The sequence below is a fragment of the Rheinheimera lutimaris genome (assembly GCF_013283795.1).
Classification (GTDB): Bacteria; Pseudomonadota; Gammaproteobacteria; order Enterobacterales; family Alteromonadaceae; genus Alishewanella; species Alishewanella lutimaris.
In genome coordinates, this window is record NZ_JABSOD010000001.1 from 186,336 (window position 1) to 210,597 (window position 24,262).

At 50.2% G+C, this 24,262-nt stretch carries 19 protein-coding genes; 2 read left to right on the forward strand and 17 right to left on the reverse strand.

The genetic code is table 11. The features are described from left to right. Positions 1-56: 56 nt before the first annotated feature. From HRH59_RS00840 to HRH59_RS00860, 5 genes are all read right to left on the reverse strand, one after another. The gene (locus HRH59_RS00840; protein ID WP_231702357.1) at positions 57-2,057 is read right to left on the reverse strand and encodes a type IV pilus secretin PilQ; all 2,001 of its coding nucleotides are present in this window, start codon (positions 2,055-2,057) and stop codon (positions 57-59) included. An 84-nt stretch (positions 2,058-2,141) separates the two neighbouring features. Further along, positions 2,142-2,678 carry a pilus assembly protein PilP gene (locus HRH59_RS00845; protein ID WP_173499373.1) on the reverse strand — a complete coding sequence of 179 codons (537 nt, stop codon included), beginning with the start codon at positions 2,676-2,678 and terminating at the stop codon, positions 2,142-2,144. Then, positions 2,675-3,274 carry a type IV pilus inner membrane component PilO gene (locus tag HRH59_RS00850; RefSeq protein WP_173499374.1) on the reverse strand — a complete coding sequence of 200 codons (600 nt, stop codon included), beginning with the start codon at positions 3,272-3,274 and terminating at the stop codon, positions 2,675-2,677. The genes HRH59_RS00845 and HRH59_RS00850 overlap by 4 nt, the downstream gene beginning before the upstream one ends. Next, positions 3,271-3,873, reverse strand: coding sequence for a PilN domain-containing protein (locus HRH59_RS00855; RefSeq protein WP_173499375.1), 603 nt, complete (start codon positions 3,871-3,873; stop codon positions 3,271-3,273). Before HRH59_RS00855 ends, HRH59_RS00850 begins: the two co-directional genes overlap by 4 nt. Continuing rightward, positions 3,861-4,940, reverse strand: a complete 1,080-nt coding sequence (locus HRH59_RS00860; protein WP_173499376.1) for a pilus assembly protein PilM — start codon at positions 4,938-4,940, stop codon at positions 3,861-3,863. The genes HRH59_RS00855 and HRH59_RS00860 overlap by 13 nt, the downstream gene beginning before the upstream one ends. Positions 4,941-5,147: 207 nt before the next feature. Here HRH59_RS00860 and HRH59_RS00865 point away from each other — a divergent pair, with 207 nt between their 5' ends. Continuing rightward, positions 5,148-7,703 carry a penicillin-binding protein 1A gene (locus HRH59_RS00865; protein WP_231702358.1) on the forward strand — a complete coding sequence of 852 codons (2,556 nt, stop codon included), beginning with the start codon at positions 5,148-5,150 and terminating at the stop codon, positions 7,701-7,703. Between the two features lie 44 nt (positions 7,704-7,747). Here the strand turns inward: HRH59_RS00865 and argH are convergent, their stop codons facing one another. The 9 genes from argH to metB all read right to left on the reverse strand — a co-directional run bounded on the left by argH (position 7,748) and on the right by metB (position 21,019). After that, complete coding sequence (gene argH / locus HRH59_RS00870; RefSeq protein WP_173499377.1) at positions 7,748-9,127, reverse strand: argininosuccinate lyase; 1,380 nt, start codon at positions 9,125-9,127, stop codon at positions 7,748-7,750. 5 nt (positions 9,128-9,132) lie between these two features. After that, positions 9,133-10,341 (reverse strand): argininosuccinate synthase, encoded by a 1,209-nt coding sequence (locus HRH59_RS00875; RefSeq protein ID WP_173499378.1) that lies wholly within the window; start codon positions 10,339-10,341, stop codon positions 9,133-9,135. 7 nt (positions 10,342-10,348) lie between these two features. Continuing rightward, complete coding sequence (locus tag HRH59_RS00880; RefSeq protein ID WP_173499379.1) at positions 10,349-11,263, reverse strand: ornithine carbamoyltransferase; 915 nt, start codon at positions 11,261-11,263, stop codon at positions 10,349-10,351. A gap of 43 nt (positions 11,264-11,306) precedes the next feature. Further along, positions 11,307-12,077: an acetylglutamate kinase gene (argB, locus tag HRH59_RS00885; protein WP_173499380.1), complete on the reverse strand. Its 771-nt coding sequence runs from the start codon at positions 12,075-12,077 to the stop codon at positions 11,307-11,309. Further along, the gene (gene argC, locus HRH59_RS00890; protein WP_173499381.1) at positions 12,070-13,110 is read right to left on the reverse strand and encodes an N-acetyl-gamma-glutamyl-phosphate reductase; all 1,041 of its coding nucleotides are present in this window, start codon (positions 13,108-13,110) and stop codon (positions 12,070-12,072) included. The genes argB and argC overlap by 8 nt, the downstream gene beginning before the upstream one ends. A gap of 140 nt (positions 13,111-13,250) precedes the next feature. Next, on the reverse strand, positions 13,251-16,247 hold the full coding sequence (locus tag HRH59_RS00895; RefSeq protein ID WP_173499382.1) for a ligand-binding sensor domain-containing diguanylate cyclase: 2,997 nt from the start codon (positions 16,245-16,247) through the stop codon (positions 13,251-13,253). 158 nt (positions 16,248-16,405) lie between these two features. Further along, the gene (gene metF, locus HRH59_RS00900) at positions 16,406-17,305 is read right to left on the reverse strand and encodes a methylenetetrahydrofolate reductase (RefSeq protein WP_173499383.1); all 900 of its coding nucleotides are present in this window, start codon (positions 17,303-17,305) and stop codon (positions 16,406-16,408) included. A 15-nt stretch (positions 17,306-17,320) separates the two neighbouring features. Further along, entirely contained in the window at positions 17,321-19,747 is a 2,427-nt protein-coding gene (gene metL / locus HRH59_RS00905; RefSeq protein ID WP_173499384.1) for a bifunctional aspartate kinase/homoserine dehydrogenase II, read from the reverse strand. A 6-nt stretch (positions 19,748-19,753) separates the two neighbouring features. Next, positions 19,754-21,019, reverse strand: coding sequence for a cystathionine gamma-synthase (metB, locus tag HRH59_RS00910; protein ID WP_173499385.1), 1,266 nt, complete (start codon positions 21,017-21,019; stop codon positions 19,754-19,756). Between the two features lie 181 nt (positions 21,020-21,200). On the opposite strand from metB, the gene metJ reads away from it, so the two are divergent. Next, the gene (metJ, locus tag HRH59_RS00915) at positions 21,201-21,536 is read left to right on the forward strand and encodes a met regulon transcriptional regulator MetJ (protein WP_008217699.1); all 336 of its coding nucleotides are present in this window, start codon (positions 21,201-21,203) and stop codon (positions 21,534-21,536) included. Positions 21,537-21,619: 83 nt separating this feature from the next. Here the strand turns inward: metJ and rpoH are convergent, their stop codons facing one another. The 3 genes from rpoH to ftsE form a co-directional block, all read right to left on the reverse strand. After that, positions 21,620-22,471: an RNA polymerase sigma factor RpoH gene (rpoH, locus tag HRH59_RS00920; protein ID WP_173499386.1), complete on the reverse strand. Its 852-nt coding sequence runs from the start codon at positions 22,469-22,471 to the stop codon at positions 21,620-21,622. Positions 22,472-22,595: 124 nt separating this feature from the next. Then, positions 22,596-23,579: a permease-like cell division protein FtsX gene (gene ftsX / locus HRH59_RS00925; protein WP_173499387.1), complete on the reverse strand. Its 984-nt coding sequence runs from the start codon at positions 23,577-23,579 to the stop codon at positions 22,596-22,598. Continuing rightward, on the reverse strand, positions 23,576-24,262 hold the full coding sequence (gene ftsE / locus HRH59_RS00930; protein WP_173499388.1) for a cell division ATP-binding protein FtsE: 687 nt from the start codon (positions 24,260-24,262) through the stop codon (positions 23,576-23,578). Before ftsE ends, ftsX begins: the two co-directional genes overlap by 4 nt.

Sequence of the window (24,262 nt, forward strand, 5' to 3'; positions counted from 1 at the left end):
CTAATTCTCAAACGCATCAGCGCCGCAGTAATGTCTGCGGCGCTGACAAAAACAGATTACAGACCGTCGGTAATGATTTTCGGTGTAACGAAAATCAGCAATTCGTTCTTTTCGTTTATCTCACGGGTTGATCTAAACAAGACGCCCAAATAAGGAATATCGCCAAATAACGGTACTTTGTTTACAGTAGACAAGATTTGCTGTTGATAAATACCACCTAACACAATGGTTTCGCCATTATCAACCAATACCTGAGTTTGTATTTGCTGCGTATCTATAGCTGTTGCCGGACCCGTCGGCGTTTGTACTGTTTCACCACGGGTGTTTTGCGTAATTACCAGATCAAGAATAATCTTATTATCAGGTGTAATTTGCGGTGTAACAGTAAGGCTTAACACTGCCTTTTTAAACTCTACCGTAGTGGCGCCACTGGACGCAGCCTGCACATAAGGTATTTCTACACCTTGCTCGATACGCGCTTCTTTCTGGTTTGCTGTAGTAATGCGCGGGCTGGCAATGATTTCGCCTTTGTTTTCCTGCTCCAGCGCAGACAACTCCAGATCTAACAGGGTACCGTCAGCTAAGCGCGCAATATGGAAAGCGATACTACCTGCCGGATTGCTGGCCGGTAAATTAACGTTCCAGCGATCATCTAATGATGGAATGCTGCCGTTGGCGATAGTATTGGCGCCACCGGCAGAGCCTGAGGTACCTTGATTAGAACTGCTGCTGCTTTGTTGGTCACTGAAACCCCAACGAATACCCAACTCATCAGTAACACTATCGCGTACTGTAACCATACGTGATTCGATTAAGACCTGACGTACCGGTATATCCAAACGCTCAACAAGCTTACGCACACTTTCAATGTTGACTGCAGTATCTTTTATCAAAATAGTATTAGTGCGCTCATCAACGTTAACGGAGCCACGTGAAGACAGCAACGTAGCGTCTTTATTACTTAGCAAGCCGGCGATATCGGCAGCCTTAGCATAGTTAATTGACAAAAAGTCTGAATACAACGGCTCTAAGTCTGCAACAGTTTGTTTGGCTTCCAACTCACGGGCTTCGCGAGCTGCCAATTCATCTGTCGGCGCAACCATCAGAATATTACCTTCCATGCGCTTATCCAAACCTTTAACACGCAGCACTATGTCCAGTGCCTGGTCCCATGGCGTGCCATCTAAACGCAAAGTAATATTACCGGTGACAGAGTCACTGGTCACCAGGTTAAAGCCGTTATAGTCGGCAATAATCTGCAACACTGTGCGCACGGCGATATCCTGGAAATTAAGTGATATAGCACGGCCTTTATATTCTTTACCGCCGCCCAAAATACTGCGGTTAGTGGTATCACGTTCAACATTCAGCGTGAAAATATTATCGATTTGCTGATAAGTGAAAGTAAATTCTGCCGTAGTATCAATGACCAAACGGGTTGATGAGCCATCTTTAAAGGTTTCAATGCCTTTGACGATGGTGCCGAAATCAACCACATCCAGTTGATAGAGTAATTCTTCTAATATATCGGTATTGTGAAACTCAACTTCGAGTTTACCCAAGCGCTCTGCAACATCTACCGCAGCCGTATTATCGCGCAGGAAAATCAGGACCCGGCCTTCACCTTTGTCACCTCGACGGAAATCTATTGCATTAACACGGTTGATGTAGGTTGGCTTAACATCTGCAGCCTGACCGATCTGATCAGCTGTCGGGTTATCTGAAATGTGAATATAAAATACATTACCCTTTACCCGCGTACGGTATATTTTCAGATAATCCAGGTAAATCACTGTTCTGAAACCATCATCGACAAACTCAGAGGTCACGCGCTTCACGCCTGCTTTATCTATCAGCACTTCTTTCAGTTTTTCTTCGTAATCAGATTCGTCGAAAAATAACTCTATTCGTGCCGGTTCGTTAAACACCTGGATGCTGGGGTCAGCATAGAGTTCTTCATCGAAGATAAACTCGATTTCTGTCTCACCGGTTAACAGAGGGTTATACCGTACATCATATAACAGCGGCACAGCAGCCGCCGGCAATGAAAGTAGCATAAAGGCTGCAAAGCACAGTAAAGTGCGCTGGATTGTGCCAGACATTGTTTTGATTATTTTATCCATGATTTACTCGCATACCTGTCAATTACTTGCTACTGCTGACGCATCAGCCATTTGCAACATGGTCGTCCGTTCTTTCCAGCAACCGGCACCATCGGGAATAAGCTCAAGCAACTCTATATGAGTCGGCTCAACATTTATCACGCGCCCATGAAACAATCCTACATGGTTGCTCAGGGTTACTTTATGCAGGGTTTTATCAGATGCCTCAATTAATGCCCAGATATTACCTATATCGCCCAAAGTACCGCGCATCTTTAAATTATCCAGCGCATACTTTTCCAAAGGTTCTTTTCTGCGCCGCGGGTCAGGATGCAAACAGTCCTGTACCTGCAGAAATTTATCCTGAATCGCTTCAGGTCTTGGCGCAGAAAAAGGACTGCGAGCATCCTGAGACCGGTAAGCTATATGCACAAACTCCTGCACTTCCGGCAATGGTTCTACTCTGGCACGGGTATTGGCTTTAACTTCAGCGATATGGTTCTGCACTTCGCTTAAGTCATCAAAGCAACCAGTCATTAGCAAGGTCAAGGCAACTATTGATAAACGCTTGATCATGGCTGAACCTCCTTATAACGGTAGGTTTTTGCCACTACATTAAAACGCAGACGTTCATCTTTTTCTGTTTGGATAGAGAAGTCGTGCAAACTGACAATACGTGGTAATTTGGCGACTTCACTGACAAAGTTACCAAACTGATGATAATCACCAATTACCTCAATTTTAATCGGCAGTTCGGTGTAGAACTCTTTCTCAATCTCCGGCTCCCAGTTAATACGAATAAAGATTAAGCCGCTTGTGGTGCCCACATAAGTAATATCGTCCAGCAAACCGGGGGTTTCATGCGTGGTAGGCAACTGTTTCAGCAAGAAAGAGAAGGTTTGTTCCATTTCAAGCATCTGCTGTTTGTACAAGTCGAGGTTAACTGCAGCAGCATACTTGGTTCGGTAAATCTGACGCAATTCGACTTCTTTATTTTGCGCAGCAGCCAGCTCATCAAGCTTACTGTCAACCAATAAGAAATAACTTAGCACCGACACCAAAACCGCCAGAATTACTGCAAAAACGAATTTGGCAGCAACAGGCCACGACCCCATATTTTCTAAATCGAGGTCATTAATGTCGATTTCGGACAGGTTAATATTCAGGCTCATTTAGCGCCTCCGTTACCAGGCTTGCCGGTCGCCGGAGTGTTACTGCTCTGCACATCTTCATAGCCTTTTACCGTCAAATGCATTTTAAAATTGCTCAGCAAACTGACCGAGTCCTTACCGGCTTCGATAAATTCCAGATAAGGCGACGACAACAAGTCAGAGTCTTCTGCTTCACGTAGCATGTTGGATAAGCGGTTATTCGACTCGCTTTTGCCAATCAGCAACAGCGAAGTACCTTTCTTTTCTAACTGAGTAAGATAAACACCAGCCGGCACGGCACTGGCAATTTCATCCATAATTTGTGTGCCTAAATTACGACTGCCCTGCAACTGCGAGATCAATGACATACGCTGTTGTAAACTTTTTTTGGTATCGTTCAGGTTGCGTATTTCAGCTATTCGCTGATCTAACACTTTGATTTCATTTTCTAAAAAACGATTTCGCTGCGTTTGGCCATCAATTCTGGCGCTATAAACCATATTAATCAGAAACACGAGAAGAAAGCTAAACATCGCAGTAGCAGTTAATACAGTAAGATATTGTTTTTGCCGTTCTTTTCGCGCTGCATCGCGCCACGGCAACAGGTTTATATATGCCATGACGAAAAGCTCCTTAACGCCAAACCGCTGGCAACCATTAATTGTGACGCGTGACGGTTTAACTGCTCACGGTCAACTGACGTAGCGACTTCCATTGACTTAAATGGATTTGCAACCACAGTATGAATACCCAGCTCATCAATCAACAGCTTATCAATGCCGTCAATTAACGCAGTACCACCAGAGATAATCAGGTAGTCAACCGCATCTTTACCACTGCTGGTTAGATACATTTGTATACCACGGCGTACTTGCTGCAATAGCATCGTCTGAAACGGTGCCAACACCTCAAAAGTATAGTTAGGCGGCAAATCGCCCGTTACCTTGGCTAACTCAGCTTCTTCATAACTCTTATTGTAATAAGACAGAATACTGCGGGTGTATTGATCACCGCCAAAAACCTGGTCCCGTGTATACAGCGTTTTGCCATTCTCGATAATGCTGAGCAATGTCATTGTTGCACCGATATCGACCATCGCAACAACTTTTTTCGCAGCGTCATCCGGCAATTGCTTCAAACACAGCTCAGCAGCACGACTAAGCGAATAGCTCTCTATATCGACGACTTTGGCATTAAAGCCTCCGTTGTCCAAAGCTGCTACGCGGGCTTCGATACTTTCGGTGCGTGCCGCGCTAAGCAGGACGTTAACCTTGGAGGGGTCTGACTCGTTAACATCGAGTTTCTCGAAATCAAGACTGACTTCATTTAACGGATAAGGAATAAGGGTATCGGCTTCAACTTCTATCTGACTTTCAAGTTCAGCATCAGTTAAGGACACATCCATAAAGATCACTTTACTGATAACAGTCGATCCGGATACAGCAGTGGCGGCAAATTTTACTGAGCGCGGGATCTTTTTACGGATCTTGCTCAACACATTCCCCACGGCTTCTATATCCTGGATCTCTCGATCAGCCATAGCACCTTTTATCATTGGCTCAACGGCAAATGCTTCTACTTTACACACGCCGTTGTGTTGACTTAACAACACAGCCTTGACGGAGTGCGCACCGACATCGATGCCCACCATCATCGGTGTTTGTTTACTGAACAGGCGATTTATCATAGCTTCCTGCGGCCAATTTATAGTTATGATTATTGTCTCATTGTTAGCTCAGTCGCTAATTTTTGGCAAGAAAAAGCGTTTAATCTAAAGCTAATAAATATATACTAGCAGCGTTGTAACGGAATTGGGAGTAAAAATTGGGGCTATTCAGTGTCTTGGGTTAAAAAACTTTTAATTCTCAGTCTGAGCATGATCCTGTTTGGTATCATGACGATCGCAGGGATCTATTTCTATCTCAAAGACGATCTTCCTGACGTCACTACCTTGTCAGACGTCAGGTTGCAGACTCCGATGCAGGTGTTTACCGCTGACGGTGAACTTATTTCGCAATTTGGAGAAAAGCGCCGTATTCCGCTAAAACTGGAAGAAATGCCTCCTTTGTTAGTACAAGCATTTCTGGCAGTTGAAGATACAAGGTTTTACGAGCATCCGGGTATAGATATTATCGGCATTTTTCGCGCTGTCACAGTCGTGGCCTCTTCCGGTGACTTCAGTCAGGGTGCCAGTACTATTACGCAGCAACTGGCACGTAATTTTTTCTTAAGCCGTGAAAAGAAAATAGCCAGAAAAGTCAAAGAGATATTTCTTGCCTTTCATATCGAGCAGCTGTTAAGCAAAGATCAGATCTTAGAGCTTTATCTGAACAAGATAGAACTGGGACAACGGTCTTTTGGTGTTGGCGCCGCCGCTCAGGTGTACTTTGGTAAAACTGTGCATGAGCTGACAGTAGACGAAATAGCCATTATTGCCGGCTTGCCTAAAGCACCGTCAGCACTGAACCCAGTGCGCTCTGCCAGCAATGCCAGAGCACGACGCAATGTTGTGCTTGGCCGGATGCTGGACACCGGCGTTATTGATAAAGCAACTTACCAACAAGCGATAGCCGCACCAGTTACCAGCCGTTTACATGGCGCGCAGATCACCGCATCAGCACCTTATATAGCTGAAATGGTGCGTCAGGAGATGGTCGCCCGTTTTGGAGAAGAAACCGCCTATTCCGCCGGGCTACAGGTTTTTACCACGATACAAAGCAAACAGCAGGCGGCAGCTAAAATCGCCCTGCAGCAAAATTTGTATAACTATGACGAACGCCACGGCTACCGTGGGCCTGTTGCCCAATTGTGGCCGGCAGAACTGACCGAAGCAGCAGATGCTGAAGCGGTGTATCAAGAAACAGATCCTTTGAGCCCGGCCGATATTCAGGCCTATCTGGACCAACAATCCGGCATAGAAGACTTGCACTCAGCCGTCGTTACCGCCGTTAGTGCACAAAGCGCTGATATTATGTTGGCCGGCGGTCAGCAAGTCACGTTGGAGTGGGATGGCCTGAAATGGGCAAGAAGTTTTATCTCTGATGAACGTCAGGGAGTGGCACCGAAAACGGCTTACAGTATTTTAGCGCCCGGCATGCATATACTTGTGCGAAAGTCAGATGAAAAATGGCGTTTAAGTCAGGTGCCCCTGCCCAGCAGTGCTATTGTTGCTATCGATCCACATAATGGCGCAATACGCTCTTTGATTGGTGGTTACAGTTTCAGCCAAAGCCAGTTTAACCGTGCCACCCAGGCTAAACGTCAGGTCGGCTCTAATATTAAGCCATTTATATATTCAGCGGCACTGGAACATGGCTATACGCTGGCATCGATAATGAACGATGCTCCTATCCATCAGTGGGACGACAACGCCGGAATTGCCTGGCGTCCAAAAAACTCTCCGGCAGTATACGACGGACCGATCCGTATTCGCGAAGCACTGGCAAAATCTAAGAATGTGGTGTCGGTGCGCTTATTACGCGGTGTCGGTGTCGATAATACCATCCGCCATTTACAAAAGTTTGGTTTTGCCGCGTCAGATCTACCGCGTAATGAAACCCTATCACTGGGTTCAGCATCCCTAACACCACTGGAGCTGGTTACCGGCTACGCTACTTTTGCCAACGGCGGTTATCTGGTCACGCCTTATGTTATCGATAAGATCCTGGATGAGGATGGGGTAGAACTTTATCAACATCAACCTGCTGTAGCCTGTCGCGACTGTCTGGCAGAAACAGAAACAAAGGCTGAAACTGCAATCGATAATGAAGCCCTATTAAACGACTTGTTTAACACCCTGGAAACTGATGCCGCAGCTGACCGGAACAACGCTATTGTTACAGAGAGCACAGCTGCGCCCATCGCGGAGCACGTTATTTCAGAACAAAACAGCTTCCTGATTGCCGATGCCTTAAAAAGCAGTGTTTGGGGCGGAGGAGACTGGCAACGGGGTACCGGTTGGAACGGTACAGCATGGCGGGTGCAGAGCCTGAAGCGGCGTGATATCTCAGCTAAAACAGGCACAACTAATGATTCCAAAGATACCTGGTTCTCCGGCTTTACACCTGATCTGGCTGTTACTGTCTGGGTTGGCTTTGACGACTCCAACCGCAGCCTCGGTAGAGCACAGTGGCATGCTAATATGGGGCAACAACAAAGCGCTGGTGCAGAATCCGGCGCCCGCACCGCACTGCCGGCCTGGTTAAGCTATATGCAAACGGCCCTGCAAGATGTGGCAGAGCAGCAAACCCCACCACCGGTAGGACTGGCATCTGTGCGTATCGATTTAAAGAGTGGTTTGTTAAGCCGAAGTAATGATCACACCAGTGATTTTGAGTATTTCAAGCCGGGCACCGAACCAACTCAATATGCCGGCACAGATGTCCAGCAGATAAGCTTCGATAAAAGCCGTGACAAGAAAACAGATGAAGAAGAGATAGAGCTATTTTAAAAAAAGCCCGCGACGCGGGCTTTATTGTCAGCCAGATTGTGCTGCTACGCCTGCTCAAACCACTGTTTAGCACTCGCTAATGCTGCCTGCACTTGCTGTGGTGCTGTACCACCGAGCGCGGTGCGCTTTTGCAAACCGGCTTCCAGTTGCAATGCCGGATAAACATCGTCGCCAATTAATTCACTGAATTGCTGTAACTCAGCCAATGGTAACGCTTCCAGCGCCAACTGTTGCTTCGCCGCATGCACCACCAGCTCACCTACTACCTCGTGCGCATCACGAAACGGCATGCCTTTACTAACTAAGTAATCGGCTAAGTCAGTGGCGTTGCTGTAGCCGAGCTCAGCCGCCAGACGACACTGCGCCTCGTTGACACTTAAGTGCGGAAGTACCGTGGCCAATACCAGCAAAGATTGCTGCCAGGTAGCCATCAGGTCAAAAAAGCCCTGTTTGTCTTCCTGCATATCTTTGTTGTACGCCAGCGGCAAGCCTTTTAACACGTGTAAAATAGCGACCAGATGGCCCAGCACACGGCCGGTTTTACCGCGCAGCAACTCGAATACATCGGGGTTTTTCTTTTGCGGCATTAGCGATGAGCCCGAACTTATCGCATCGCCCAGTTTGAAAAAGCCCGCTTCGCCGGAGCAAAAGAAAATAACATCCTCAGATAAGCGCGATAAATGCGTCATACAGATGCTGGCCGCAGCAGATAGCTCCACTACGTAGTCCCGGTCTGACACGGCATCCAGGCTATTCAGCGCGGCGCTGGCAAAACCGAGACGCTGCGCCAGTTGTTCACGATCAACCGCCACCCCGGTGCCGGCTAAGGCACCACAACCGAGCGGGCAGACATCTAAGCGCACTAAAGCATCATCTAAGCGACTGACATCGCGCTTAAACATCTCAACATAAGCCAGCGCCCAATGTGCGACTAATACCGGCTGTGCCCGCTGCAAGTGAGTAAAACCAGGCATTACCGCGGTTCCGGCTTTATCGGCAAAGGTTAACAAGGCGGCAATGGCACCCAGTAATGACTGACGCACACTTTGTGCATTCAGTTTGCTCCATAAGCGCAAGTCCGTAGCGACTAAATCATTGCGGCTGCGGCCGGTGTGCAGCTTCTTCGCCACCGCACCCAATTTAGCCGTTAACTGCGCCTCTACCCAGCTGTGAATATCTTCCTCGCTGGTTTGCAGCGGCAGCTTAGCATCGGCTTCAATTGCCACCGCTAAATCGGCTAAGCCGGCATCCAGCTGCCCAGCTTCATCGCTACTGATAATACCGGCATGAGCTAACTGCTGTGCCCAGGCACGCGAGGCCTGAATATCCTGTTGTGCCAGCAGATAATCAAAGCTTAGCGAGTCGTTAAACTCGCGAAACTCAGCCAGGGTTGCTTCCTGAAAACGTCCGCCCCACATTGCCATAATAATTAACCCTTTTGTTGCTGATGCAGCGCACGAATACGGCTGGCCAGGCTGTACAAACGAATAAAGCCGGCAGCATCTTTCTGGTTGTACACTTCATCGCCCTCAAAGGTGGCAAAAGCTTCAGAGTACAGTGAGTTGGGCGAGCGACGTTTGGCTACGGTAACATTACCTTTGTACAGCTTAATCACCACATCACCGGTTAATTGCTCAGCCAGCGAAGTGGCAGCCGCCAACAGCGCATCTTTAAGCGGGGTAAACCAGCGGCCGTCGTATACCAGTTGGGCAAACTCCTGGCCGACTTCTTCGCGGTATTTCAGTGAAGTACGGTCATATACCAGTGCTTCTAAGCCTTTTAACGCGGCCATTAAAATGGTGCCGCCCGGTGTTTCATAACAGCCGCGCGATTTCATACCCACTAAACGGTTCTCGACGATATCAATCCTGCCAATACCATGCTCAGAGCCGATTTCGTTTAACAATTCAATCGCTGCTACCGGCGCAACGGCATGGCCGTTAATTTTGCTCAGCTCGCCATTATCAAAGCTCAGCTCAACATAGGCTGCATGATCCGGCGCCTGCTCCGGTGACTTGGTCCACATCCACACCTGATCTGACGGCTCACACCAGGGATTCTCCAGCTCGCCGCCTTCGTGCGAGATATGCCATAAGTTAGCATCGCGGCTGTATATTTTGGTGGCAGACGCCGTAGTCGGTACTTTTTTCTCCGCTAAATAATCCAGCAGCGACTGGCGTGAATTAAACTGCCACTCGCGCCACGGTGCTATAACGGTTAACTGCGGTGCCAGCGCGGCAAAGGCACCCTCAAAGCGTACCTGATCATTACCTTTACCGGTACAACCGTGACACAAGGCATCGGCGCCCAGCTCCAGCGCTAATTTTACCTGAGCGCGTGCAATCACCGGCCGGGCCATAGAGGTACCCAGCAAATACTGGCCTTCATACACGGCGCCGGTTTTCAGCGTCGGGTAAATCACTTCTTTGACTAACTCTTCGCGTAAATCGACAACATGACAGCTACTGGCACCGGAGTTAATGGCTTTTTGCTCGACACCGGCCAGCTCTTCATCACCCTGGCCAACGTTGGCAACAAAAGCGATAACTTCGCAGTTATAGTTATCTTTTAACCAGGGCACTATGGCCGAAGTGTCCAGACCGCCGGAATAGGCTAAAACGACTTTTTTAATACTCATAGTGTCCTCACGCAAATAAACTGATTAATACGGCATTCTGGGCATGCATGCGGTTTTCCGCCTGCAGTAAAACAAGTGACGCCTCGCTGTCGAGTACCTCGCTGGTAACTTCGTGCTCACGGTGCGCCGGTAAACAGTGCATAAAGTATTTTACCGCCAGCCGCTGCATGACAGCGGTGTTGATCTGATAGGGTTTAAACACCCGTTCGATAAGTTCAGGATCGGCTTTATCACCCATCGACAACCAGGTATCAGTATAGATAGCATCGGCGCCGGCGGCGGCGGATAAATGCGGGCTTAGCTCTAATACTGCACCGGTAGTGGCGGCAATTTTCTGCACATTAAGCAGCACCTGCGCATCGGGTGAAAACCCCTGTGGCGTAACCACGGTCATCTTCATACCGCTAAGCGCAGCGCCTATCATTAATGAATGACAAACATTATTGCCATCACCAACATAAGCCAGATGCACTTTGCTTAAATCGCCAAAGCGCTCTTTTAACGCCAGTAAATCGGCCAATGCCTGGCAGGGATGATACAAATCGCTCAGCGCGTTAATCACCGGTTTATGGCTGGCCTGCGCCAGTTGCTCCAGCGTTTGCTGCGAGAACACCCGCGCGACAATGGCATCGGTCCAGCAAGCCAGATTGCGGCCAAAATCGGCGACGGTTTCGCGTTTGCCCATAGCGCCATTTTGCTGATCCAGATACACGCTATGGCCACCTAGCTTATAAATACCGACATCAAAACTGACACGGGTACGCAGCGAGGGTTTCTCAAAAATCAGCGCGATGCTTTTACCCGCCAGCGCTTGGGTGTATTTCTGCGGTTGCTGTTTTACATTAAGCGCTAAATTCAGCAAATCGTTCAGCGTTGCCGGGCTTAATTCAGCCAGACTCAATAATTGGTTTAGTTTACTCATGTTCAACTGACCTGCCGCCAGCGCGGCATCCTTGTTTAAGGGACTAACAGACGATGCGCGTGCCTACTGCTTGCTGTCGCATCAGATTTAACAGATCTTGCGGCTGTTGCCAGCCCGCGACGGTAATACTTCGTCGCAGTGCCTGAGCGGTATCCAGTGCAGCATCCAGTTTTACTTTCATGCCGCCTTTAATTACGCCTTGTGTCACTAATTTTGCAGCTTCAGCACCGTTAAGCTCGCTTATCAATTTTCCTTCGCCATCTAAAATACCCGGCACATCGGTCAGCAACACCAGTTGCCCCTGTACCAGTTGACAAATAGCGGCGGCAGCTAAATCGGCATTGACATTTAATAACTGGCCCAGCTCACCATGACCAACTGAGCTGAACACCGGCGTAAAGCCGCCAGCCAGCAGATGTTGCAATAAAGTGCCATCTTGTGGTTTAGCCACGCCCACTGCACCCAGTTTACTATTCAGTTCAAAGCGGCAGCTATTGCCGGCAGATAAGGTTAAACCGACCGGTTTTAAGCCCTGCAAAGCGGCACGCGCGACCATGTGCGAATTCACCGCACCGGCTAAGGCGCCGGCGATCACCGGCATTTGCTCAGCCGGTGAAATACGCTGGCCGTCGAGTTTTTCGGTGTGAAAACCAAATTTGGCCAGCCACTGATCCACCTGATCGCCACCGCCGTGCACCAGCACCAGCGGATACTGCTGTTTTAGCTCAGCACACACAGCCAGTAATGCATCCAGCGCACTGTCGTCCTGCAACAAGCGGCCACCCATTTTCAGTACCAAAGGCGTATTATTCATGGCTCACCCCAGCAAACAGGCCTGCGGTTTCCGGCTTGCCAAAGCGCACGTTCGCCGCCTGCATCGCCTGCGCTGCCGCACCTTTTAATAAGTTATCAATCGCTGACACCACTACCAGTTGCTCGCCATCCTGTTGCCAGTGAATATCGCAATACGGCGTACCGGCGACATCAGCGACATTGGGCGAGTGCGATACTAAGCGCACCAACGGTTTACCGTTATAAGCACTATTGAACGCCTGTTTTACCTGCTCTGCCGATACGCCAGCTTTCAGCGTCACCACGCTGGTGGCCAGGATACCGCGCTTAAAGTTGCCTAAATGCGGTGTAAACACCACTTTGCGGGCTAAGTTTTGCTCTATTTCCGGCCGGTGGCGGTGTTTAAAAAAGCCGTAGGCATTTAAGCCGACTTCACAAAATGAGGTGCTAAGCGCGGCTTTACGGCCGGCACCGGATACGCCGCTGGTGGCATTAATCACCGGAATGCAGTTATCTGCCACTAAACCGGCTTTAAGCAGTGGTAACAGCGCTAAAGTGCAAGCGGTAGGATAACAGCCAGGTACCGAAATTAACCGCGGCAATGGCGTGCTCTGCCATTCCATTAAGGAATACACCGCTTCCGCTAACAATTCAGGGTGCTGATGCTCATAACCATAATACTGCGGATACAGCTGCGGCTGCTTTAAGCGGAAGGCGCCGGATAAATCCACCACATCGATACCCTGCGCTAATAATAGCGGTGTTACCGCTTCACTGGCTTCATGTGGCAGGGCTAAAAAGGCGACATCAACTTTACCGTTTAAACCTGCAGCCAGCTCATCTGTCCACGGTTGCACCATGATGTCCAGTTGCTGTTTATAACGCGGGTAAAGTGAAGAGAACGGCTCGGCCGCCCGGCCAGCCGACGCATAAGCGCCAACCAGCTCAAAATAAGGGTTACGCGCTAAAATTACCGCCAGCTCAGCACCGCTGTAACCGGCTGCACCTAATACAATGCTGCGCACTAAAGAAGAAGATTTGTCTGTTGATAACATCGGTTACGGCTCTCGAACAATAAATAACGTATAGGTATAGCACGAAACAGCCGCTAGTGTAGAACGGCCGCCATGCAGTTTCAAGAATTATTATTCTGTTTTTGTGAATTTTTATACACAAACAAACAGGCTGCTATCAGCTATACCGCGACATCAACCCGATTACGACCATTCTGCTTTGCCCTATATAGTGCACTGTCTGAACGTGATAACAGTTTATCGTGCTGCGTTTCACCGGCAAACCCGGCAATACCCATACTAACAGTAATATGCAAATCGCCGGCGAACGCCGTGCAATCAATCTGCATGATGGCCCGGCGGATCCGCTCACAAATATCTGCTGCAGTCTGCACAGAGGTGTCCGGTAACAACAGGGCAAACTCTTCACCGCCCCAGCGCGCAACAGTATCCTCTTCGCGGCAATGACTACGGATCATATCAGCCACTAACTTCAGCACCTCATCACCGATACTGTGACTATAGGCATCGTTAACTAATTTAAAGTGGTCGATATCCAGCAACACTAAACACAACGGCAGCTGTGTGCGCCGCGCTCTGGCACATTGCTGTGCCAATGCTTCATCAAAGGCCCTGCGGTTGGCTAAACCGGTTAACGTATCCAGCCGCGCCTGCAGGGCAAACTCCTGCGCCTGGCGTTTAATTTGTTCCAGCAGTTCAGAGCGTTCTTTATCCACCGTGCGTAAATGATCTGCCTGTTGCTGCAATTCGACGGTTTTTTCTGCGACCTGCCAGCGCAACCACTGCTCACGCCGGCGCAAATGGTTGAGACGCCAGCGTATTAGTGCAACCGCGATAAATAACATGGCAGTGACAAACAGCAACCAGAAACCGGGTCGCTGCCACAAATAAGGCGTGATAACAAAACTAAAGCCGGCTTGCTGTGTACTCCATTCGCCCTGTGGATAAGCCGCACGTACACTAAATTGATACTCCCCGGGCGGCAAATTGGTGTATTCGGCCGTATTGTTACTGCCCCGCTCTACCCAATCCGTGTCAAAGCCATGCAGTTTGGTGCGGTACTGAATACGTTGCGGCATAATATAGCCCAGCCCGGCGAACTGCAGCTCCAGCCGGTTGACGCCGGCAGCCAGCCGCAGCCCGGGTTGCAACGCTACCGGCAGCCCGTTAACATGTACCGCTTCAATTACCACCGGCGGTATATTGGCGGCAAAACGCTTTAACATACCCGGTTGCACAGTGCTGGCGCCCTTGGACGTGGCAAACCATAAACTGCCATCGGAAGCCAGCGCCGCCGCCGGCATAGAGCCACCGTTAGCCTGAGCACTTTGCATACCGTCGCCTTCACCAAACAGTTCATAGTGCAGTGTACGGCGTTTTGCTGCCAGCATCTCGCTAAGCTGTTGGCGCCCGAATCGCAAAATACCGCGGTTACTGCTTAGCCAAAGGTTGTGTTGTTGATCAATTACCGCCTGAAATACTTTATCAAAGGGTAAGCCGGCGCTGCGCCCCAGCATCTGTAAACTTCCGTCTGCCAGGTTATAGGCTACCAAACCACGATCTGTTGCCATCCACAGCACATCCGCCAGCGGATCCGGCGCAAAACCAAAGGCATACTCTGCGTTATCCAAAGCGGATAGATCTAACCTGCTAATATCACCGTTGGCTTGCCTTATTGCCACGCCGCCACCGGTGCCGATAAAGAGCCGGCCGTCGTCATGCTGATACAACGCCATAACAAAGGGGGCAGGTAAACCCTCGGCGCCGGCAAAGCTTTGTATTGTGCCCTGCTGCGCAACATAATTAAGCCCCTGACCGGTACCCAGCCATATGCCACCGGCGCTATCGGGCAAAATGGCGCGAATTTCGTTTGCCAGCAAGCCTGAGACTCTGTCGTATTGGCGCACGATGTGGCCGTCACGCCATTGCAAGGCACCATCGGAATAAGTACCAATCCAAACAGAGCCATCTGCTGCCTCTGCCAGGCTTAGCACCGACTGACCACGACTTGCTGCTGACAAATCTATGTTGTCGATGCCGCCGGCAGAATACCGGCTGATGCCCTGGCTGGTGCCAATCCATACTGAGCCGTCAGAGTGCGGCATAACAGCGCGCACATAGTCTCCCGCCAGGCCATGTTCAGCAGTGTAAGTAACAAAAGGCGCATCGCGCAGCCGGAACAGGCCACCGTTAGTACCGACCCAAACACTGTTTTCCCGGTCAAGATATAACGCTAAAATACGGTTATTCGGTAAGCCACCGGCCATACTCAACGTTTCCAGACCTAATTCGCTGTAACGTAATAACCCGCGATCAGTGGTACCAATCCAAATTTGCTTATCCTGTATCAGCAAACTTGATACCGGCTTACCGGCTAGATCAGCAGAAAATAATGTTACTGTCCCCTCATGCCAACGATATAAACCGCGTTCAGTGCCGATTAAAATGCTATCGCCATAGTGTTTTAGTACAAACACCGGTACCGCCGGTAAACCTTTCACCGGCCGGAACTGTGGTTCTGCAGCTGTGGTGTCCAACCATGCTAAACCGCTGCCCGAACCAATCCATAAGCGGTTGTTGCTGCTGTCCGTCAGTAAACTGTGGATCACATCGCTGGTTAAACCATCGGCAACCCGGTATTGCCGGCGGCTGCCCTCAACAGTTTGCTGAAACAAGCCCTGACCTTCGCTGCCCAACCACAAACTATCGGCGCTGTCCTGCGTAACAGCATTAATCAGCACATCAAATGCCGGCCAACTGTGCCAACCGTCGGCAGAGCGACGGCTTAAACCACCGCGGGATCCGCCAAGCAGCAGGTTACCGGCATTGTCTTTTGCTAAAGTGCGGATGCCGGAGTCCGGCAAGCCGGTCAGATCGCCACGACCAAACACATCAAATTCACGACCGTTAAAACGGGCAGCACCTTCCCAGGTGGCTATCCATAGATAGCCATCAGCGCTTTGATTAATACTGTTGATGGTGTTGTGCGGCAAACCGTCACGGGTAGTCCAACTTTCCTGAAAGTAGTCTGTCAGCCGTGCCGGAGCAGCAGAGACGGAACCGCAAACAGCGCACGACAATAATAACAGCAGGTAAGGTGTAACTATAAAATGACTGATACGGGCCAATACCCCGGCCCCGGCGGTTACTTCTGACATCTCAGCACGCCCCTGATCCTTCAGCATTTGCTAATGCAAATTTTTTCTTGCAGCTTACCGCAATTTACGGCAACAACCAATCAGACTATAAACGAAAGTGTGTGACATTTAATACCGCCAGGCGGGAATAATTACGCCCGCTTCAAGCGGGCGTTATCTTACACCGCGATTTGCGGCCTTACGCCAAGCAGATGGCAAATAGCATAGCTAAGCTCGCTACGGTTAAGGGTATAAAAATGGAAGTGATCTACGCCCTCCCGGCTGAGCACTTTTACCATCTCCATAGCGATATTGGCCGCCACCAGGTTGCGCGTGGTAGCGTCGTTATCCAGGCCTTCATAGGCTTTGTGCATCCACTGCGGTACAGCCACATTGGTCAGGCCGGCAAATTTTTTCAGTTGCTGGAAATTGGTGACCGGCAAAATGCCCGGAATAATATCCACATCAATGCCAATGGCAGCACAACGGTCGCGGTAGCGCAGAAATTTTTCCGTATCAAAGAAAAACTGTGTAATAGCCCGCGACGCACCGGCATCGGCCTTACGTTTTAAATTCAGCAAATCAAATTGCGCATTCGGCGCTTCCGGATGCACTTCCGGATAGGCTGCTACTGAGATGTCAAAATCGGCGACAGAACGCAGTATTTCCACCAAATCTGCTGCATACAAGTCTGGCTTAGACGTGCTGCCGGGCGGTAAATCGCCACGCAGTGCAACGATATGGCGAATACCGTTTTGCCAATAGTCTTTGGCAATAGCAATTAAATCGTCTTTCGTCGCATCAACGCAGGTTAAATGCGGTGCGGCAATTAAGCCGGTGCGCTGCTTAATCGACTTGATAATGTCATGTGTGCGATCACGCTCGCCGGAATTAGCGCCGTAGGTTACCGAGACAAAAGACGGTGCCAGCGGCGCCAGCCGTTCTATCGATTGCCACAGCGTTTGTTCCATCTGCGGCGTTTTTGGCGGAAAAAACTCAAAACTGACGTTAACCTTGCCTTCCACATCCTGCAGGTTACGGTTTATTGCTTCTAAATATTGTGCATTTGCAAATGCCATAACGACTCTCTTTTACTACGTCAGTGGGGCCGGCAAGGTTGCCGTACCAATAAGTTGATGAATTAATTGCGCCAGGTCGGCATGCAGGCCACCTGCTGTTACCACCCGACCTGCTCCAGGGCCTTTAAGCACCAGTGGATTATCGCAATACCAGCCGGAGCGGATCACAAAAACGTTGTCGCACGGTGCTATCGCCGCCAGTGCGTGGTCAACGCTTACTTGCTGTAAGGCTACAGTGGCGCCCACCTTACCCTGTGCTAACGTCAGGCTGGCAACATAACGCAGCACCTTGCCTGTCGCCTTTGCCGTAGCAAACAGCTGCGCCATAGCCTCATCTAATGTTGCCCGTTGTGACCAAAATTGCTGCCAACTGCCCTGCTCCAGTCCGGCGGGTAACAGCGGCTGTAAGGCAATATCATCCAGCTCCAGTGTCAGCCCCAACTCACGCGCCAACACCAGTAATTTGCGCTGAACGTCTTTACCGGATAAATCATCGCGCGGGTCCGGCTCAGTTAAGCCGGCTTGCTGCGCTTGCAGCACAAACTCAGAAAACGGCTTACTGCCATCGTATTGGCACAATAACCACGACAGCGTGCCGGAGAAAATACCGCTGACTTCATCTATGCTGTCACCCGCGCTGAGTAACTCCTGCAAAGTACGCTGCACCGGTATACCGGCACCGCAGGTGGTATTAGTCAGCCATTGCCGCTGATGCTGTGCCAGGGCGTGTTTAATCTGCTGATACTCTGCGCCCGGCAGTGTTACGCCTTGTTTATTGGCACTGATAATATCGCAGCCGGCAGCGATAACCGCCGGATATAATGTGGCGAACTCGCGGCTTGGAGTAATATCCACCAGCACTTTCGGCGCCGGTAACGCCTGCAGGTAAGCCGCCAGCTGTTCTGTATTCCAGGCAACACCTGCAGCCAACGCTGCTTGCCAGTTGCTCACGGCAATGCTGTCACTCAGTGCGGCATGGCGTGAATTAATTACCGCCGCCAAATTAAGTTTAAGCTTAGCGTCAAAACGTTGCTGCTGCGCCCCCAGCATAGCGAGAAACTCTGCACCAACATTGCCGGTACCGGCCACGACTACTTGCAGCACCGGCTGCGGTTGAATTAAACAGCGGTGCAATTGCTCAAGCGCGGTCTCAGGCAGCGGCTTGGCCAACAACCAGATCAGCTGCTGAGTGCTTTCATAGCGGTGCAGTACGCCCTGCTGCTGCAATAATTGCTCTGCAGTATCAGTATGCGCGACAGCGCCGGCTTTTAACCACGCCAGCGCGTAATAACGCTGCGTATCCCATACCGCGTGAATATTTAACCCGGCCAGATAATCCAGTGCCTGCTCAGCGCATACCGCCGGCAATAACCAACACAGATTGTCACCTTGTTGCGGCAGCGCAATCACCGGCTGCTGCAACTCCAGCGCCAGTTGTGCGGCGCTGATACTGCTATCCCGGTGTAAGGTCAATAAGGTGACGTTATCCAGTTCTGTGATAAAGCCCTGCTGTGCGACTTGCTGTGGCGCTTTTTCCTGCGAAGCACGCTCTGGTGCAGCATTGTCTTGCTGCACCACCTTGCAACCGGCATGTTGCGGCTGATAGCTGCTGCGCACCAGCAGCGCTGTGGCAGTGCCGGTTAACGGAGACAAGGTGCGGGCATGTAATACCGGATTACCCAGCTGTGCCAGCTGACAGGCTTGCTGCCAGCTAACCTGACTGTACGGCAGCGCCGCTTTTACCTTGCGCGGATCGGCGCTGTAAATGGCTTTTACGTCGGTCCAGATAGTCACTTCAGCGGCATTGACCAAAGCGCCAAGCAAGGTAGCGGAATAGTCACTGCCATTGCGGCCCAACGTAATACTGCGGCCTTTGTCATCGCGGGCAATATAACCGGTAACAACATGTACCCGTTCAGCTTGTGTCAGGCCGCTTAACAATGCAGCCGACGCTGTCCAGTCCGGCTGATGCTGCTTTAAACGCAGAAAATCGCGCGCATCCAGCGCTGCAGTATTCAAGCCGCGCTGTTTCAGCACCTCGCTTAATAACAGCGCCGATAAACGCTCACCAATTGCCAGCACATCGTTGTGCTGCTGCTCTGCCAGCGCGTCGGGCACTGCCGCCAGCCATTGCTGTAATTGCTCTATCACAAGTGCGGCGCCATCAGCCGTCAGCGTCTGTTGCACTAACGCCGTTAGTTCGGCTTGCAGTGCAGCCAGGGCAACATCGCGGGCTTGTGTCTCTGTGGCAGCAATAATATTCAGTAAGGCATCAGTGGTATCACCCGGCGCCGACACCACTACCCACAGCGCTTGCTGATGGTTTTGTTGTTGTAAAATATCCGCCACCGCAGCAAAACGCTGCGCATTGGCTAAGCTGCTGCCGCCAAATTTATGTACCTGTGCCGTAGCATGCTGTTGTGTTGTTAGCTGAACTTGCATAATCAATTACCAAAAAGCGCTAAGTGCCGGATTTACCCGAAACTGCTGTTGTTGTTCATGGTCTGGTTTAACGGCCGTACCGATATTGGCGGCTTTATCAGCCTGTCGGCTGGCCTGTGCCACGGCATTAAACGCCTGCAGCAAATCGGCCAGTAAATCATCGCTGTTCTCAATGCCCACCGATAAACGGATCAATGTCGGGCCTATACCTGCTGTCTGTTGTGCTTTGGCATCCATCGAAGCATGCGTCATAGTACCCGGGTGGCAAATCAGACTTTCAATACCACCAAGCGACTGGGCCAGGGTAAATAAACGCAGCGCAGAGAAAAATACCGGTAACAAGGCTGCATCGGCGGCTAAGTCAAAGCTACACATGGCGCCAAAACCACTCTGTTGTGCTTTGGCAATGGCATGGCCGGGGTGTTGAGGCAAGCCCGGGTAATATACTTTGGCCACCAGTGGTTGTTTCGCCAGAAAATCGACCACCCGGGCAGCATTATCCTGCTGCAGACGAATACGCGGCTCCAGCGTGCGTAAACCCCGCAGTGTCATATAGCTGTCAAACGGTGCGCCGGTAATGCCCAGGCAATTAGCCCACCACTTTAACTCGTCACCCAGTTGCACGCTGTTACACACCAATACACCGCCGACAATATCGCTGTGGCCGTTAATGTATTTGGTGGTGGAATGCACCACAATGTCGGCCCCCAGTGCCAGCGGTTGTTGCAGTACCGGCGATAAAAAGGTGTTATCAACCACTACCAGCGCCTGCAATTTCTTCGCTAACTGACATACAGCGCGCACATCGGTAATTTGCAATAACGGGTTCGATGGCGTTTCCAGCCAGATCATCTTCGGCGCAGCTTTACTTATTTGCTCTGCCCAGCCGGCTTGCTGAAAATTCACCACTAACAACTTAAAGGCGTTTTTACGCTGAGCTAAGTTGGTAAATAAACGGTAGCTGCCGCCATAGCAGTCATGCGGGATCACTAAGGTGTCATCCGGCGTAAGCAGTTGCAGTGCCAACAGGCAGGCTGACATACCGGTACTGGTAACGATAGCCTTTACGCCACCTTCCAGCTCGGCTAATGTTTCGCCCAGCAAGTCACGTGTAGGATTGTTTGAGCGCGAGTAATCATACTGGCCCGGTTGCTTAAAAGCGGCTAATTCATAGGTTGAGGTTAGATACAGCGGTGGGGTAACCGCTGAAAAAGCGGTGTCCTGGGCAATACCCGCTCTGGCAGCGATAGTTGCGACATGACGCTTTGACATGGTGAAACCTCATTTAGATGTTTAGACGTCTAAAAGTATAATGATAGAAAAACAGATGTCAAACCATTTAGCCGTCTATAATGATTATTTGTTGCACACTATTTGACTGAGCGGCATAACACGATAGAATTTCGCCACTTGCGCAAGCAATACAACATAATGACTAATACAAGGTAACCATATGGCTAAGTGGAATGGGGAATATATTCACCCGTACGCGGAACACGGTAAAAAATCAGAACTGGTAAAAAAAATCACCGTATCTATTCCGCTGAACGTATTAAAGGTGTTGACCGACGAGCGCACCCGACGCCAGGTGAATAACCTGCGACATGCAACAAACAGCGAATTATTGTGTGAAGCATTTTTGCATGCGTTTACCGGCCAGCCTCTGCCTGCCGATGAAGACCTGCGCAAAGACAACCCACACCAAATTCCGGCAGAAGTACGTCAGATCCTCACCAGCATGGGCAAGCCTATTCCGGTGATCATTGAAGCCGACAGTGACGAAGAGTAGCACTGACGAAGAATAACGCATTGTTACAGATGCAAAAAAACCGCCGTTTGGCGGTTTTTTTATGCGTTGAAAACAGTTGCAGCTCAGCTCATGGCGGCCTGCAGCTTTTTCATCGCGTTCTTTTCTAACTGACGCACACGCTCGGCAGACACACTGTAACGATCGGCAAGTTCCTGCAGTGTCAGCTTGTTATGGTCTAACCAACGGGCCCGGACAATGTCCTGGCTGCGATCATCCAGCGTGCGCATAGCCGCCTGTAATCTGTCTACCGCGGCGTTGTCCCACTGGTCTTCTTCCACCCGCTGCGCCAAATCAGAGGCTTTGTCCTGCAAATAGTACGCCGGTGCAGTATAGGCTGCTTCGTCGTCATCTTCCGGAGCATCAAACGGCATGTCGTAATTACTCATGCGTGACTCCATCTCACGCACTTCATGTTCAGCAACACCCAGCGATTCAGCCACGTTTTTCACTTCTTCCTGGTTAAACCAGCCTAAGTGTTTTTTCGCTTTACGCAGATTAAAAAACAATTTGCGCTGTGCCTTGGTGGTAGCAATTTTTACAATGCGCCAATTTTTCAGTACATATTCATGAATTTCAGCTTTGATCCAGTGCACCGCAAACGACACCAGCCGCACACCTACATTAGGGTCGAAGCGTTTTACCGCTTTCATCAGGCCTATATTACCTTCCTGAATTAAATCACTGACCGGCAAGCCGTAACCGGAATAACTGCGGGCAATATGCACCACAAAACGCAGGTGCGACATAATCAATTGCCGCGCGGCTTCTAAATCACCGTTCTGGTGCAGGCGTTCAGCCAGGCTGCGCTCTTGTTCAGCGCTAAGCATGGCGATAGAACTGACAGCATGAGTGTAAGCTTCCAGGCTACTGCTGGCGGCTACCGGTAATGACATCATTTCTGCTGTATCGCTCATTTCTGTGTCCTTGCTTAACTAAGTGCATCGATATTAGCACTCTTTGACAGAGAGTGCTAATTTTAGTTGCTGCAGTTTTTAGATCTGCTTATTCTAAAAACTGAGAAGTCATAATTAAACGTTATTAAGGGCCGGTTGGTTCAATCGCACTGATATGCCGCCGCACAGACAGGTAAGAGCCGCTTAAGCCCAGTAATACCGCAAGCAACATTAAACTGAAAAACTCCGGCACGCTAAGCGCCATCAAGCGGAACTCACTGCCGTATAGTGACGTGACACTGACAATGGCGCCCTGCAGCCACCACAACATGGCTTCCACAATCAAAAACGCCAGCAAGCCACCAAATACGCCATACCAGATCCCGCTGTATAAAAACGGCCGCTGAATAAAAGCATCGGTGGCCCCTACCAACTTCATAACTTCAATTTCGTCTTTTTTGCTCATAATAGACAAGCGGATCGTATTGCCGATAATCAGCAGCACAGCACCCAGTAGCAGCAGCGCTATTACCAGCACGGCCTGGCGCAGCAAGCTGACAATGGCATCCAAACGGGTTAGCCAATCAATATCCAGTTTGCCAAACTCTACGATGCGCTCTTTTGATAACCGCTCAAGCAACTGCCGTGCGCTTTCGGCCGCGGTGTTTTTCGGCAACACCAGCAACACATCCGGCAACGGATTGTCCGTTAAGTAATTCAGGGCTGCACCAAAACCGGATACCTGACCAAATTCTTCCAACGCTTGCTGCTTACTGATGTGGGTTACCCGCGCTATGGCATTGTCGGCCTGCAGAATTTTCTGCAAACTGCTGATTTGCGTGGCACTGCTGTCGGCTTTAATAAACAGGCTGATCTCTGCAGCCTGAGTAAAGCTGTCGCTCACCTGCTGCACATTTTTTACCAGTAAATGCAACGTAGCCGGCAGCGTCAGACTGACGCCCAATACACCGATAGTCAGAATTGATGCCGAAGGCGTGCGCCACAGTTCGCCCAGACTGAATAAAGCCTGACGCACATGGTTAACCCAAAACATCACGAAACGACGGGCCGGGCTGATTTTATGCGCTGAAGCACCGCTGCTTACCCGGCCGGAAAACAAAATACTCATAGCGGATCTTCCTGGTACTGCAGCAGGCCATCGTTAATCATCTTGCCCTGCTTTAACGTCAAAGTACGGTATTTCATACGCGCCACCAGGCCCAGATCGTGCGTCGCCACCAGCACCGACACCCCTACCTGATTAAAGGCTTCAAACACCCGCATAATGTCTTTGGATAAATCGGGGTCGAGGTTACCGGTGGGCTCATCCGCTAACAACAGCGGCGGTTTATTCACCACAGCGCGCGCTATGCCCACCCGTTGCTGCTCACCGCCGGATAAGGTATGCGGCAGGCAACGTACTTTGTCCAGCAAGCCCACTTTATCCAGTGCGGCATGCACCCGTTTCACCATATCTTTACCGCTGAAGCCTTCAATCACCAGCGGCAGCGCCACGTTGTCAAATACAGTGTGGTTCATCAGTAAACGGTGGTTTTGAAAAATAATGCCGACATCACGGCGCACATAAGGAATATGGTTACGCCGGATCCGGCTTAAATCGACGTCATTTATCAGCACGCGGCCGACACTCGGCCGTTCAATCAGGCTGATCAGTTTTAGTAAGGTACTTTTACCGGCACCGGAGTGGCCGGTTAAAAAGGCCATTTCACCTTTTTCCAGTTTAAAACTTACCCTGTCCAGTGCAACAAAACCGCCGGGATAACTTTTACTGACCTGATCAAACTCGAGCAT

What these genes read in the sequence shown, in the direction of transcription:
- HRH59_RS00840 (WP_231702357.1), bottom strand. Translation starts at nt 2,057, where the DNA reads ATGCTACTTTCATTGCCGGCGGCTGCTGTGCCGCTGTTATATGATGTA.
- HRH59_RS00845 (WP_173499373.1), bottom strand. Translation starts at nt 2,678, where the DNA reads ATGATCAAGCGTTTATCAATAGTTGCCTTGACCTTGCTAATGACTGGT.
- HRH59_RS00850 (WP_173499374.1), bottom strand. Translation starts at nt 3,274, where the DNA reads ATGAGCCTGAATATTAACCTGTCCGAAATCGACATTAATGACCTCGAT.
- HRH59_RS00855 (WP_173499375.1), bottom strand. Translation starts at nt 3,873, where the DNA reads ATGGCATATATAAACCTGTTGCCGTGGCGCGATGCAGCGCGAAAAGAA.
- HRH59_RS00860 (WP_173499376.1), bottom strand. Translation starts at nt 4,940, where the DNA reads ATGATAAATCGCCTGTTCAGTAAACAAACACCGATGATGGTGGGCATC.
- HRH59_RS00865 (WP_231702358.1), top strand. Translation starts at nt 5,148, where the DNA reads ATGACGATCGCAGGGATCTATTTCTATCTCAAAGACGATCTTCCTGAC.
- argH (WP_173499377.1), bottom strand. Translation starts at nt 9,127, where the DNA reads ATGGCAATGTGGGGCGGACGTTTTCAGGAAGCAACCCTGGCTGAGTTT.
- HRH59_RS00875 (WP_173499378.1), bottom strand. Translation starts at nt 10,341, where the DNA reads ATGAGTATTAAAAAAGTCGTTTTAGCCTATTCCGGCGGTCTGGACACT.
- HRH59_RS00880 (WP_173499379.1), bottom strand. Translation starts at nt 11,263, where the DNA reads ATGAGTAAACTAAACCAATTATTGAGTCTGGCTGAATTAAGCCCGGCA.
- argB (WP_173499380.1), bottom strand. Translation starts at nt 12,077, where the DNA reads ATGAATAATACGCCTTTGGTACTGAAAATGGGTGGCCGCTTGTTGCAG.
- argC (WP_173499381.1), bottom strand. Translation starts at nt 13,110, where the DNA reads ATGTTATCAACAGACAAATCTTCTTCTTTAGTGCGCAGCATTGTATTA.
- HRH59_RS00895 (WP_173499382.1), bottom strand. Translation starts at nt 16,247, where the DNA reads ATGTCAGAAGTAACCGCCGGGGCCGGGGTATTGGCCCGTATCAGTCAT.
- metF (WP_173499383.1), bottom strand. Translation starts at nt 17,305, where the DNA reads ATGGCATTTGCAAATGCACAATATTTAGAAGCAATAAACCGTAACCTG.
- metL (WP_173499384.1), bottom strand. Translation starts at nt 19,747, where the DNA reads ATGCAAGTTCAGCTAACAACACAACAGCATGCTACGGCACAGGTACAT.
- metB (WP_173499385.1), bottom strand. Translation starts at nt 21,019, where the DNA reads ATGTCAAAGCGTCATGTCGCAACTATCGCTGCCAGAGCGGGTATTGCC.
- metJ (WP_008217699.1), top strand. Translation starts at nt 21,201, where the DNA reads ATGGCTAAGTGGAATGGGGAATATATTCACCCGTACGCGGAACACGGT.
- rpoH (WP_173499386.1), bottom strand. Translation starts at nt 22,471, where the DNA reads ATGAGCGATACAGCAGAAATGATGTCATTACCGGTAGCCGCCAGCAGT.
- ftsX (WP_173499387.1), bottom strand. Translation starts at nt 23,579, where the DNA reads ATGAGTATTTTGTTTTCCGGCCGGGTAAGCAGCGGTGCTTCAGCGCAT.
- ftsE (WP_173499388.1), bottom strand. Translation starts at nt 24,262, where the DNA reads ATGCTCGAGTTTGATCAGGTCAGTAAAAGTTATCCCGGCGGTTTTGTT.